Source organism: Paraburkholderia sp. (assembly GCF_028283785.1).
Lineage (GTDB): Bacteria > Pseudomonadota > Gammaproteobacteria > Burkholderiales > Burkholderiaceae > Paraburkholderia.
Map to the genome: position 1 here is coordinate 1002632 of NZ_JAPWKB010000019.1, position 13431 is coordinate 1016062.

11 protein-coding genes and 1 pseudogene are annotated in these 13431 nt (G+C 63.8%); 7 read left to right on the plus strand and 5 right to left on the minus strand.

Translation table 11 applies throughout. The features are described from left to right. Nucleotides 1-63 precede the first annotated feature (63 nt). Complete coding sequence (locus PW947_RS26780; RefSeq protein WP_299635387.1) at nt 64-465, plus strand: gamma-glutamylcyclotransferase family protein; 402 nt, start codon at nt 64-66, stop codon at nt 463-465. A 72-nt stretch (nt 466-537) separates the two neighbouring features. On the opposite strand, the gene aceB is transcribed toward PW947_RS26780, so the two are convergent. Together aceB and PW947_RS26790 are read right to left on the minus strand one after the other, a co-directional pair. Beyond that, complete coding sequence (gene aceB, locus PW947_RS26785) at nt 538-2142, minus strand: malate synthase A (RefSeq protein WP_299635388.1); 1605 nt, start codon at nt 2140-2142, stop codon at nt 538-540. Between the two features lie 126 nt (nt 2143-2268). Beyond that, nucleotides 2269-3039, minus strand: coding sequence for a haloacid dehalogenase type II (locus PW947_RS26790; protein ID WP_299635389.1), 771 nt, complete (start codon nt 3037-3039; stop codon nt 2269-2271). 137 nt (nt 3040-3176) lie between these two features. Between PW947_RS26790 and PW947_RS26795 the strand changes: the two genes are divergently transcribed. Then, nucleotides 3177-4079, plus strand: coding sequence for a LysR family transcriptional regulator (locus PW947_RS26795; protein WP_299635390.1), 903 nt, complete (start codon nt 3177-3179; stop codon nt 4077-4079). Between the two features lies 1 nt (nt 4080). Here the strand turns inward: PW947_RS26795 and PW947_RS26800 are convergent, their stop codons facing one another. Beyond that, nucleotides 4081-5574, minus strand: a complete 1494-nt coding sequence (locus PW947_RS26800; RefSeq protein ID WP_299635391.1) for a flippase — start codon at nt 5572-5574, stop codon at nt 4081-4083. A 494-nt stretch (nt 5575-6068) separates the two neighbouring features. Here PW947_RS26800 and PW947_RS26805 point away from each other — a divergent pair, with 494 nt between their 5' ends. The 5 genes from PW947_RS26805 to lepB all read left to right on the plus strand — a co-directional run bounded on the left by PW947_RS26805 (nt 6069) and on the right by lepB (nt 11327). After that, nucleotides 6069-7646 carry a mannose-1-phosphate guanylyltransferase/mannose-6-phosphate isomerase gene (locus PW947_RS26805; RefSeq protein ID WP_299635392.1) on the plus strand — a complete coding sequence of 526 codons (1578 nt, stop codon included), beginning with the start codon at nt 6069-6071 and terminating at the stop codon, nt 7644-7646. Between the two features lie 31 nt (nt 7647-7677). Continuing rightward, a complete protein-coding gene (locus PW947_RS26810) occupies nt 7678-8166 on the plus strand; it encodes a flavin reductase family protein (protein ID WP_299635393.1) in 489 nt (162 codons plus the stop codon). Between the two features lie 401 nt (nt 8167-8567). Then, on the plus strand, nt 8568-9287 hold the full coding sequence (locus tag PW947_RS26815) for an FCD domain-containing protein (protein ID WP_299635394.1): 720 nt from the start codon (nt 8568-8570) through the stop codon (nt 9285-9287). Nucleotides 9288-9489: 202 nt separating this feature from the next. After that, nucleotides 9490-10467, plus strand: a complete 978-nt coding sequence (locus tag PW947_RS26820) for a Gfo/Idh/MocA family oxidoreductase (protein WP_299635395.1) — start codon at nt 9490-9492, stop codon at nt 10465-10467. A 158-nt stretch (nt 10468-10625) separates the two neighbouring features. Beyond that, on the plus strand, nt 10626-11327 hold the full coding sequence (gene lepB, locus PW947_RS26825) for a signal peptidase I (RefSeq protein ID WP_299635396.1): 702 nt from the start codon (nt 10626-10628) through the stop codon (nt 11325-11327). 72 nt (nt 11328-11399) lie between these two features. Here lepB and PW947_RS26830 read toward each other — a convergent pair. Then, nucleotides 11400-12390 (minus strand): annotated as a pseudogene (locus PW947_RS26830) (quinone-dependent dihydroorotate dehydrogenase). Between the two features lie 210 nt (nt 12391-12600). Then, nucleotides 12601-13422, minus strand: a complete 822-nt coding sequence (locus PW947_RS26835) for an arginyltransferase (protein WP_299635397.1) — start codon at nt 13420-13422, stop codon at nt 12601-12603. Nucleotides 13423-13431: the final 9 nt, after the last annotated feature.

Sequence of the window (13431 nt, forward strand, 5' to 3'; positions counted from 1 at the left end):
TGTGACGGCCCCGTGCCGATCCTGCCATCACCCCTGGTATCACCAGAGAGAGGATTCACGACGATGCAAAACGTGTTTGTGTACGGCACCCTGCGAGCCGGCGAGATCAACGACATCAGCGCGGCCGCCGCGCGAAACGATATTCCTGAACCGACGTTGCTCGGCACGGTCACCGTGCGCGGCCATCTGTTCGATTTCGGCGCCTACCCGGGGCTGGTGGTCGATGAGGAGGGCGGTCACGTGACCGGCGACGTCTACGAAATCTCCGACGAACTGGTGGCCGTGCTCGACGAAATCGAGGCGGTCTATCCGGGCAACGACACCCTGTTCCTGCCGCAAGACCTGATGGTCAAGATCGACGGCGAAACGGTGCCGTGCCGCTTCTACACCGTGACGGGCACGTCGGTGCAGGGCTTGCCGCTGATCAAGTCGGGCGACTGGATCGAGCATCGGCGCACGCGCTGAGCGTCGCGCGCATGGATAGCAAAACGGCCCGCCGGGACAGGACGTCCGGCGGGCCGTCGTGCGTTCAGCCGATCAGATTTCTTCGTACAAAGGCAGCGTCAGGAAGTCGGTGAATTGCGCCGACGTCGACATCTGCTCGAAGATCTGCGCCGCGCGAGCGTACGGCGCCGTGTCGCCCGCGACCGCCTGCTTCACCTTCGTCAGTTCGTCGGCAATCAGGCCGCGCACCAGATCCGCCGTCACCTTGCGGCCGTCGTCGAGCACACCCTTCGGCGAGCGGATCCATTGCCACACCTGCGAGCGCGAAATCTCGGCGGTCGCCGCATCTTCCATCAGGTTGTGGATCGGCACGCAGCCGTTGCCGGTCAGCCACGACCCCAGGTAGTGAATCCCGACGTTGATGTTATTGCGCAAGCCCGCTTCGGTGATCGGCGCTTCGGGGCGGAAGTCGGTCAGATCCTTCGCCGTGACCATCACGTCGTCGCGTTGCTTGCCGATCTGGTTCGGCTTGTCGCCGAGCACCTTGACGAACTCGTCCATCGCGATCGGCACGAGGCCCGGATGCGCGACCCAACCTCCGTCGTAACCGTCGCCGGCGTCGCGCGCCTTGTCCGAACGGACGCCGCCCATTGCCTTGTCGTTTGCAGCCGGATCGTTCCTGATCGGAATCAGCGCGCTCATCCCGCCGATCGCAGGCGCATTGCGACGATGGCAGGTCTTCAGCAATTGCAGCGCGTATGCACGCATGAACGGCACGGTCATCGTGATCTGCGAGCGGTCGGCCAGACAGAAGTCCTGATCGTTGCGGAATTTCTTGATCGCCGAAAAGATGTAGTCCCAGCGACCCGCGTTCAAACCCGAGCTGTGTTCGCGCAACTCGTACAGGATTTCGTCCATCTCGAACGCGGCGAGAATGGTTTCGATCAGCACCGTGGCGCGGATCGTGCCGCGCGGCACGCCGGTCGCTTCCTGCGCGGCGACGAAAATATCGTTCCACAGACGCGCTTCGAGATGGCTTTCCAGCTTCGGCAGATAGAAGTACGGGCCGGAGCCGCGCGCCAGCAATTCTTTGGCGTTGTGAACCATATACAGCGCGAAATCGAAGATACCGCCGGACACGCGCTGGCCATCCACCTTCACGTGTTTTTCATCGAGATGCCAGCCGCGCGGACGCACGATCAGCGTCGCGGTCCGGTCGTTCAGCGCGTACGACTTGCCGTTCTGCTCGAGCGAAATGGTGCGGCGAACGGCGTCCTTCAGATTGATATGACCGGTGATCTGGTTGTCCCAGCTCGGCGCATTCGAATCCTCGAAGTCGGTCATGTACGAATCAGCGCCCGAATTCAGCGCGTTGATGATCATCTTGCGCTCGACCGGTCCGGTGATTTCCACGCGACGGCATTCGAGGTCTTTCGGCAGCGGCGCGATGGTCCAGTCGGCGTCGCGGATGTGTTGCGTGTCGGCGAGAAAATCGGGGCGTTCGCCCGCATCGAGCCGTTTGGCGCGCTCGACGCGCGCGTTCAGCAATTGCTGGCGGCGCGGTTCGAACGTGCGGTGCAACGCGGCGACGAGTTCGAGTGCTTCGGGCGTGAGGATGGTGTCGAAACCCGGCTTGAGGTTCGTTAAGACGTCGGCCGGAATTTCCATGCCCTTAGGCAACGACAACGTGTTCGCCATTGATATCTCCTTGGTCGGTCAGAGTGCTGCGTGTGATGAATGCGTATTGCGGAATCCGTGTTGCCTGATGCGTACTGCGCGAAGCCGAAACGTGAAATGCGTCGCCGCCGGAACCGCGCCGAACCGTCACGCGCCGGGGCTGGGCGGGCGAGGGCGCGAACCGGTCTTGCCGGACGGTGCGATGCTTTTCAGAAAGGCCAGCAGATCGTTCATGCCGCCCCCCGTGCCGTGCGGCGCGATGCCGAGCTGTTCGGCGGGCATCCGCTGACGGTTCAGCCAGAACGTCGTGTAGCCGAACCAGCCGGCGCCGGCCGCATCCCATCCGTTCGACGACACGAACACGATCTCGCGGGGCAGCGCGTCGAACGTGCGTGTGCCGAGCGCATAGGCTGCGGCGGCGGGTTTGTACGCGCGCACCGTATCGACGGAGAGCACGTGATCGAACAGGCCGGTCATGCCTGCGCTCTTGACAGCGATATCGAGCATCTGCGGATTGCCGTTCGACAGGATCGCGAGGCTGGGGCGCCCGGTGTCCGGTTCGAAAGCGCGCAGCGTGCGCAATGCGGGGATCACGTCCGGAAACGCGGACAGACACGCGTATTCGTCCATCAACCGCTTTTCGGCGGCGCCGTTCAGGTTCAGGCCGAGCTTCGCGGCCGCGAAGCGCAGCGCGTCGAGCGTGATGTGCCAGAACGGTTGATAGTGCGCGCCGTCGGGATCGGCGAGCGTGCGCAGTTGCGTGTATTCGATCTGTTTTTGCCGCCACAACTGCGACAGCGCATCGCCGTGGCCCGGAAACATCTGCGCCGCCGCAGCCACCACCGAATGCACGTCGAACAGCGTGCCGTACGCGTCGAAAATCACTGCTTTGGGAAAAGGTGTCGTTGTGGCCGACATTGCCGTGCGCTCCAGTTAAAGGTCGAAGAACATTGTATTAGTGCATCAGGGCGCGTAAAAAGAGGCTAAACATCACTTGATCTTTTACTTTTACACACCTAATCTGATGCGCATTCCGACTTCGGTGTGCGCAAGATATGGACCGCTTCAAGCAGATCGAGACCTTCGTCGCGGTGGCGGCGAAGGGCAGTTTGTCGGCGGCGGCGCAGGCGGAAGGGGTCGCGCCCGCGATCATCGGGCGGCGCATCGACGCGCTCGAAGAACGCCTCGGCGTAAAGCTGCTGATCCGCACCACGCGCAAGATCACGCTGACTTTCGAAGGCTCGGCCTTCCTCGAAGACTGTCAGCGCATTCTTCTCGAAATGCAGAACTCGGAGGCGAGCGTGTCGGCAGGCGGCGTCAAGGCGAGCGGCCATTTGCGCGTGTCGGCTCCGGCCGGTTTCGGGCGGCGTCACGTCGCGCCGCTCGTGCCGGCGTTCACGGCCGCGCATCCGGACGTGACCATCACGCTCGATCTATCCGACCGCCTCGTCGATCTGGTCAACGAAGGTTTCGACTGCGCGGTGCGGCTGGGCGAGTTGCCGGATTCGTCGCTGGTGTCGCTGCGGCTCGGCGAAAACCGTCGCGTCTGCGTGGCGTCGCCGGACTATCTCGCGCGACGCGGCGCGCCCGACGCGTTGACCGATCTCGCCGCGCATAACTGCCTCGCGCTCGGTGCGAGCGCGAATCAGCAACGCGGCTGGATGTTCGCGCAGGACGGCAAGGTGGTGTCGATCCGGGTGTCCGGCACGATGGAGTGCTCGGACGGCGCGGTACTACACGAGTGGTGTCTGGCCGGACACGGCCTCGCGTGGCGTTCGTGGTGGGAAGTGGGCGACGATATCGCGGCGGGCCGGCTCGTCACCGTGCTCGATGCGTACGCCGCGCCCGCGATCGGCATTCACGCGGTGTTTCCGCAGCGCAGGCATCTTCCGCTGCGCGTGCGGCTGTTTCTCGATTTCCTCAAGCATTCGTACGGCAATAGCGAATACTGGGGCTGAGTCAGGACCCTTGCGCTTCGTCCGGCGCAGGCTGGTCTACCGGCAGAAAGCCGAAGCGCACGCACAGCTTGCGCAGCATCCCGCGCAGCTCGCTCGATGTATGGATCGACCAGCCCACATTCGCGGCAGCCATCGCCAGCGCGACCACGATCACCGCCGGCAACGTATTGATCTGCGAGCCGATCGCGACCGTCGCGATCAGGAAGGCCAGGTGCGCGAGCATGTTCGGCAGGATCGCGCGCGGATGCAGTCGCGCGAAGTACAGGAACACCCAGTAATCGCACGCGGCCTTCAGGCCGACCGTCACCGCCGCGCCTTCGATCCCGAACCAGCGGATCGCCATCCACAACACGCCGACGAACAGCGGCAACTGCAACCAGCTGACCCGCGCCACCGCCGACTGGTTCGCCTGCGCCTGAATCAGCGAGCCGAGAATCGCCGATTGTCCGTTGATCCATACGCCGATGATCAGCAGACGCCCGACCGGCGCGCACGCAAGCGCCATCGGCGCGCCGAGCCAGATCGTCAGGAACGGTTCGAGCGCGAGAATCGCAATCAGCACGCACGGCGTGAACACGCCGTTCAACAACGCCAGCGCGCTGCGCGCCAGTTCGTCCGCATTCTCCTTGGTCGACGCCGACAGGCGCGGGAACAGCGTGCGCATCATCGCCATCGGCAGAATGTTCAGACGCACGACGAGGTTTTGCGGCGTCGCGTAATACGCGACTTCACGCGCGCCGACGACCGAGCCGACCAGCATCCGGTCGATCGTCGCGGTGATCGCCATCGGAAGGTTGAACAGGATCGCCCAACGGCCGAAGCGGAACAGCTCGCGCACCGTCTGCCAGTCCGGCATGGTCGCGCGGCGGATCTTCAGCGCGCGCACCGTCGCAATGCCGAGCAGGATGCCCGCCAGCACGCGTGCAATCACGGCCGCCGGAATCACCACGGCCAGCGACGGCGAAAACAGGAAGATCGCGGCGAGCGGCAACACCTGGAACAGCATCGTGCCGAGCGTCTGCATCATGTTGAAGCTCGTGAAGCTTTCGACCCCGGTGATCGCGCCCGCGAATACCCACGTGACGTTCGCCAGCGGCACCGAGAGCGCGATCCACGGCAGGCTGCTGATCACTTCACGCTGGAACGCCGGATCGACCTTCACGCCGTGCTGAATATATAGATACGCGCCGAAATAGATGATCACGCCACCGATGATCCCGGTCGCGAGATTGAACGTGCACGCGCTCCAGAAAATCCGGTCGACGGAGCCGTCGTTGGCGGCGCGCGCCTTCGCGATCTGGTTTTCGGTGGCGAGACTCGTGCCGAGATCCAGCACCCCGAAATAGCCGATCAGCGCCCATACCAGATTGATCACCGCATAGCGATCCACGCCCATCGAATGCAGATAGGCCGGGACGGTCGCGAGAGACACAAAAGTGGGAACGATCGAACCGACGAAGTTGATCGCGATGTTCTTAAGAATGCGTTTTTCCATGAAGCGCTGGTCGGACTGAATAAGACAGCAATTAGGGACGGCAATCGGTGAAACGGCAAAGGGTTCACCCCGGAGAAACCCTGAACCGGACAATGACCCGATGGTGCGCTACGACCGCCGTTGAATGTGTGCGCGTCCGTACAGATACGCATTGCGGCCGCGGGTTTAATTCGGTTCATGGTCGGCACGCCACATAAAAAGGCGTGTCCGGCCGCTGTGCGTGCCGCCTTCGGGACCGGCGCACGGCAAAAGAATCCCACCGGTGCAGCCGCCTGACACGCGCCTGCAAACGGGGTGGGCACGGGGTTTTGCACGAGGAAGCGGTTCGGACCTGTCGCGCGCACGACGGGTTGCCGGCGGTTTTCGCGTCGTTCGTCACTTCCCGCGTCCCATCTTGCCGCCCGTTTCGGGGTCCGCGTCCGTGCGCATGCGCCGGTTCCGGGCTGTCACGCTCAACCTGATCTTCCACCCGAGATTTCGAACCGAGGCCACTGATGAACCGAATCGCCGATCCGTGTACACCTGACGCCGTTGCGCCCCAAGCGGATGCCGCGACGGTGCGAGTGACCGTGCAGCCCGTGATTCTCGCGGGCGGCTCCGGCACCCGCTTGTGGCCGTTGTCGCGCGAACGTTGCCCGAAGCAGTTGATCGGCCTGATCGAGGACGAGTCGATGCTCGAAGCGACCTTGCGACGCATCGACGGCGCCTTCGCGCGAGACGCGGCCAGCCCGGCTCGCGCGGCGCGCATCAAGCTCGCGCCGCTGGTCGTATGCAGCGAGGAATTGCGCCTGATGACGGCGGAATGCATCGGCCGCTATGGCGACGATGTGAAGATGCTGCTCGAACCGGCCGCGCGCAATACCGCGCCCGCGCTGACGATTGCCGCGCTGGCCGCGCAAGCCGTATCCGGTGACGATCCGGTGATCGTCGCGTTGCCCGCCGATCATCTGATCGCCGATCACGCCGCGTTCGCCCGCGCGCTCGACGAAGCGGTCGCCCATGCCGCGAACGGCGCGATCGTCACGCTCGGCGTGCCGCCGCAACGTGCCGAGACCGGTTACGGCTATATCCGCACCGGCGCGCCGATCGGCCAGCAAGGCGCGCGCGAGATCGGACGTTTCGTCGAGAAGCCCGACGCGGAACTCGCGGCGCACTACGTCGCGTCCGGCGATTACTGGTGGAACAGCGGCATTTTCGTCGTGCGTGCGTCGGTGTGGCTGACGGCCATTGCGCATTGCCGCCCGGCGATCGCGTCGGCCTGCGCGGATGCGTTCGCGCAGGCGAGCCGCACCTCCGACGGCGCACAGTTGCTCGAACGCAATGCGTTCGGCGCGTGCCCGTCCGATTCGATCGACTACGCGGTGATGGAACGCGTCGCCGCCGACGCCAGCCTCACGGGCGTGGTGGTGCCGCTCGAAGCGGGCTGGTCGGACGTGGGCGCGTGGGACGCGGTGTGGGACGTGTCGGCGAAAGATATCGACGGTAACGTCGGACGCGGCCGCGTGCTGTTCGAAGGCGCGACCGACAGCTTCGCGCATTCCGACGGCCGGCTGGTCGCGTGTGTCGGCGTCAGCGGCGTGGTGGTGGTCGAAACCGCCGACGCGGTGCTGGTGGCATCGAAAGATCGCGTGCAGGACGTGAAGGCGATCGTCGGGCGTCTGAAGGCCGAGCGCGGCAGTGAAGTGCACGAGCATCGCAAGGTCGCGCGGCCGTGGGGCTTCTACGATTCGATCGATCGCGGCGATCGGTTCCAGGTGAAACGCATCGTCGTCAAACCGGGCGGACGACTGTCATTGCAGATGCATCATCACCGCGCCGAACACTGGATCGTGGTGAGCGGCACCGCACTCGTCACGCGCGGTCAGGAGACGTTTTTGCTGAGCGAAAACCAGTCCACCTATATTCCGCTCGGCGTCACGCACCGGCTCGAAAATCCGGGCAAGACACCGCTCGAAATCATCGAAGTGCAATCGGGCGGCTATCTCGGCGAAGACGATATCGTGCGCTTCGACGATCAATACGGCCGTACGCAGGAGCAAGACCATGAACGCGCGGGCAACACCGGCCGTTGAGTCACGTAGCGCGCCGGCGGAATGCGGCGACATGCCGGAATCCGAAGGATTCGACGAAGCGCGTTTCCGGCGCGCGTTGAGCCGCTTCGCGACCGGCGTGGTGGTGATCTCGACAGGGTGCGGCGACGCGCTCCATGCGATGACCGCCAACGCGTTCATGTCCGGCTCGCTGAAGCCGCCGCTGATCGTCGTGTCGGTCGGGCATCGGGCGCGAATGCATGCGCGTCTGATGGACGATGCGCTGTTCGGCGTCAGCGTGCTGTCCGATCAGCAGGAGCCGCATAGCCGCCATTTCGCGGGCGATCCGCAATCGTCACTCGCGCCGGGCTTCGCCGAAATCGACGGGCTGCCCGGCATCGCGTTGCTCGATCGCGCGGTGGCGCGTTTCGCTGCGCGCATCGTCGACCGTCATCCTTGCGGCGATCACACACTATTCATTGGCGAGGTGCTGACGTTCGCGCTCGACGAACACGCACCGCTCGTTTTCTTCGGTGGACGGTATGCATCGGTGGCGCGTTGAGCGCGTCGTCGTCGCAGGTCCGTTGCACACATCGCAACCCGGCGCGCGGCGTCGCGGCGGTTCGTCGCAACCGGTTTTTCTGACACGCTTGACACGGCGCGCGCCTGTCGCGCTGTTGCGGATTTGCCATGCGGTGCCGGCCTGCTTTGGGCGCGCGATGCAAATTTGAACGGCGCTTCAGGCGCGCTGCGCAAGCTTGTTCGTCGGTGAAACATCGTGCGTTACACAGACGAAACAATTCTTCAGGGGGATAACCCTGTCAGGACGTTTCCCAACTGGCGCATCTGTTTTAGAGCAAGCAACGTATGCATGAACAAGACTTAAACATACAAAAGAAGACACACGAGGGCCGCTTTATCAACAAGGCTGCACGGGGGCAACTCCGTATCGGGGAGAGTGTCATGGAACAGGGCAACAAAGATCGCTCGCTGGTTAGCAAGGTGATGGATGGACTGGTCACGGGCATCGTCGAGGAAAAGTATGGGGCGGTTCTGCCGCCGCAGGATGTGTTGTCGAAGGAGTTCGACGTCAGCCGCACGGTGATGCGTGAGGCGCTGTCGATGCTGCTCGCGCGCGACATGCTGGATGTGCGTCCGAAGATCGGCACGCGTATCAGGCCGATGCGCGACTGGCGCATGATCGACGAAGACGTCGTGAACTGGCGCTTTCGCGCGAAACCCGATCCGTCGTTTCTGCGCGACGTGATCGAGTTCAGGATCCTGATCGAGCCGCGTGCGTCCGCGCAGGCGGCCACGCGTGGCAGTGCGGCCGATATCGCTGCGATCCGCGAAGCCTACGATGCGTTTCGCGCATTGCCGGCAAGCGATCCCGGCTATCAGGCCGCCGACGAACTGCTGCATACGCGGATCGTCACGGCGAGCGGCAACCAGTTTTTTCAGCAGATGGCGGCGATCGTGCGCGGTGCGTTGTCGACGGTGAATCCGATCGTCAACGGCAAGGAAGGCGCATGGGAAACCGTGATGCGCACGCATGGCCGTCTGGTCGATGCGATCGAGCGACGCGATGCGAGAGAAGCGGAAGCGGCGTCGCGCGCGTTGATCGATTATTCGGCCGACGAGATCGCGACGGCGTTCGCGATCGATCCGCCGGTGCACGGTTGAGACCGGCGCTGGTGTGAAGAGGTATGCGGCGGTATGCGGGGAAGGGCGATGTTTCGGGATGCTTTGCATTGAGCGGTAGGCGCTGAAACGCGCTGCCGGCAGCACAGGCGGGTGCATGAGAGAGCACATCGCCGGCGGCTGTCGACAGACGCGACAATGCGCGACAATGTCGGCTCCTCAATTGCCTGGAACTGACCGACCGATGAAAGACGACACTGTGATTCGTTGGGGCATCGTTGGCACTGGCCGCATCGCCCGTCGTTTCGCGCAGAGTCTTGCGCATGTGCCGAACGCGCAATTGCAGGCGGTGTGGTCGCGGCGTGCCGGGCCCGCTGCGGAATTCGCGCAGTCGTTCGACGCTCGCGCATGCGACGATTTTGCCGCGCTGCTGGCGAGCGGAATCGACGCGCTGTATATCGCGACCATGCAGGACACGCACGCCGATTACGCGATCGCCGCGCTTCAGGCCGGCATCCCTGTGCTGTGCGAAAAACCCGCCACGCTGAACGCCGCGCAACTCGAACGCGTGGTCGCTATCGCGCGCGCGGAACAACGGCTTTTCATGGAAGCGATGAAGCCGCCGTTCTATCCGTTGTATCGACAGTTGCGCGCGCATCTCGCGAGCGATCCGATCGGCGAGATCGGTATGGTGCGGGCCGGGTGTTCGGTCGCGAGCGTGCCCGACGATCATCCTTCGCTGTCGTTCGCGCATGGGGGCGGCGCGTTGCTCGATATCGGCATCTACGAGATGTTTCTCGCCGTCGACTGGCTCGGCGCGCCGCTCGACGTCCAGACGTTCGGCCGGCTCGGTCCGAGCGGCGTCGATGTGTTCGCGAGTCTCAATTCCCGCCACGAGCATGGCATTTCGCAGCTGTTTTGCGGGCTGGATCTGCTCGGTCGCGGTGACGCGCTACTGATGGCCCAGGGCGGCAACGTGACGATCCACGAGAACTGGTGGAACCCGTCGCGTGCGACGGTCCGTTATGCGGACGGGCGCGTCGTCGAACTCGACGCGCCCTTCGACGGCGGCGGCCTCAACTACGAAACCGCACATTTCTGCGAGCTGATTCGCGCCGGGCAACTTGAAAGTCCGGTGATGACGCACGCGAAATCGATGCAGATGATCGCGATGGCCGATGCCGCGCGGGCGACGCTGGGGCTGAAATTCGCGCAGGAATGACGCGCTGGGTAGACGGTGGCGGCGATGACGGCGGTTCAGCAGCGGCGCGTGTCGTGCAACTGGTTTGCGCGGCGATGGTACGATTTGCGGCGGCACGCGCGGGGGAGCTTCTCCGGCGTCGCCGACGCTTTCGTTACCCTTTTGCAGGAGTCGCCTCGATGCGCTTGCTTGGAAAATTGTGGCGCGACAACAAGGGGCTCGTCGCGTTTTTGGTGTTGATGGTGCTGTTTCGCAGCGCGATCGCCGACTGGAACGTCGTGCCGAGCGGTTCGATGCTGCCGACGATCCGTGAAGGCGACCGGATTCTCGTGGACAAGATGGCCTACGATTTACGCGTGCCGCTCACGCATATCGCGATTGCACATCTGCACGATCCGCAACGCGGCGACATCGTAACGATCGACTCATCGGCGGCGCATGAATTGATCGTCAAGCGGCTGATCGGCCTGCCCGGCGACCAGGTCGCGATGCGCGATAACGTGCTCTACGTGAACGGTGTGCGCGCCGGTTATACGACCCAACTGCGCGCGCCGTTGCCCGGCGATGCGACCTCGCCCGGCGACTATCTGACCGAGCGTTTCGATGGCGTCGTGCATACCGTGCGGCTGTCGCCGGATGCGCCGAGTCCGCGCGATTCGTTTGGTCCGGTGACGGTGCCGCCCGGCGAATATCTGATGCTCGGCGACAATCGCGACGACAGCGCCGACTCGCGCTATTTCGGGTTTTTTCCGCGCAGCGAGTTGATGGGCCGCACACGCCACGTTGCGTTTTCGCTCGATCCGACGCGTTTCTACACGCCGCGTTTCAACCGTTTCGGTGTGGCGCTCGATGCGCCGTACGGGACGATGGCGGCGCGCTGAACGCGCTACGGGTAGCGCGCGCACAATAAAAAACGGCGGTCTCTCGACCGCCGTTTTTTTATCTGAAACCGCTTACGCGTGGTTCGTTGCCAGCGCGCGCACGCACTCGGCGACGAGCGGCGGTCCGCGATAGATAAAGCCGGTGTACAGCTGCACCAGCGATGCACCCGCCGCGAGTTTCGCGCGTGCGTCGTCGCCGGAGAAAATCCCGCCTACGCCGATGATCGGCACTTCGTCGCCGACTTCGGCGCGCAGTTTGCGGATCACTTCGTTCGACGTGTCGAACACCGGCTTGCCCGACAGGCCGCCGCTTTCGTCGCCGTGCTGCATGCCGGTCACGGCCGTGCGCGACAGCGTGGTATTGGTCGCGATCACGCCTTCGAAACGATGGCGCAACAGCGTGTCGCCGATCTGGCGAATCTGTTCGTCGTCGAGATCCGGTGCGATCTTCAGCGCGAGCGGCACCAGCTTGCCGTGCAGATCCGCAAGACGCTGCTGCTTGTCTTTCAGTGCCGCGAGCAGCGAATCGAGTTCGTCCGCGCCTTGCAGTTGACGCAGGTTTTTCGTATTCGGCGACGAGATATTGACGGTCACATAGCTCGCGAACGGATACACGCGTTCGAGGCAGTAGAGGTAATCGTCGGCGGCGCGTTCGATCGGCGTGTCGGCGTTCTTGCCGATATTCAGCCCGAGAATCCCGCGATAGCGCGCGGCCTGCACGTTCGCGATGAACTGATCGACGCCGGCGTTGTTGAAACCCATCCGGTTGATGATCCCGCCTGCTTCCGGCAGACGGAAAATGCGCGGGCGCGGATTGCCCGGCTGCGGACGCGGCGTGACCGTGCCCACTTCGATAAAGCCGAAACCGAGCGCGGCCAGTCCATCGACGCACGCGCCGTCCTTGTCGAGCCCGGCAGCGAGCCCCACCGGATTGCGGAAGGTCAGACCCATCACGGTGCGCGGCGAATCGGGCACGCGCGGCGCAAACGCGCCTGCGAGGCCGGTACGGCCGGCGGCGCCGAGCAGACGCAAGCGTCAGGTGGTGGGCGTCTTCCGCGTCCATGCGAAAGAGTTGGGCGCGTACGAGCGGGTAGAGGGAACTGAACACGGGACGAAGCCGGGCGGCCGAAAAATGATAACCCGCTATTTTAACGGCTTTGCGCGGATTCCGAGACGGGACTCGGAAAGTACGCGGCAAGCGGCGAGAAAACGGGTTGTGACGATGTGAAACTGCCCGAGCTACGCTGGACCGACGCCGGGCATTCGAGGACGCTTATTTGCGCGACGACGAACGGCGGCTTTGCATCGCGATTTCAACCGGCGTCAGTTCCGGCGCGGCGGGATCGAGCGGTTTCCAGACGCCTTCGACGAGACCTTCGAGCGGATGAAAGTTCGCCTTGTACGCCATCTTCTGACTTTCGCGAATCCAGTAACCGAGATACACGTACGGCAGCTTCAGGCTACGCGCCTGTTCGATCTGCCAGTAGATGTTGTAGGTGCCGAAACTGGTGTTGGGCAGGTTCGGTTCGAAGAACGTGTACACCGACGACAAACCGTCGCCGAGAATGTCGATCATGCTGATCATCCGCAGCACGCCGGGTTGATCCGGGCGTCCCGGAATCGGCTCGCGGAATTCGACGAGACGCGAATTGATCCGGCTTTGCAGCAGGAACTGTTCGTACTGGTCGCGGCTGTCGCGATCCATGCCGCCGCCCGCATGGCGCGCGGACTGATAGCGCATGTACAGCGCGTAATGTTCTTCGTCATAGTGCAGCGGGGCGACTGTTGCAACCAGCTCGCCGTGGCGTTTCCATACGCGGCGTTGCGTGCGGTTCGGCTCGAATGCATCGACGGGCACGCGCACCGGCACACAGGCGCGGCATCCGTCGCAATACGGCCGGTAGGTGAAGACGCCCGAGCGCCGGAAGCCCGCCTTGACGAGGTCGGTGTAGACGTCGGAGTTGATCAGATGACTGGGTGTCGCGACTTGCGAGCGAGCGACGCGTCCCTCCAGATAACTGCAGGGATAGGGCGCCGTTGCATAGAATTGCAGCGCGGAAAGCGGTGAAAGCGGCAGCTCGTTGGGATGCGTCACTTGGCGGCT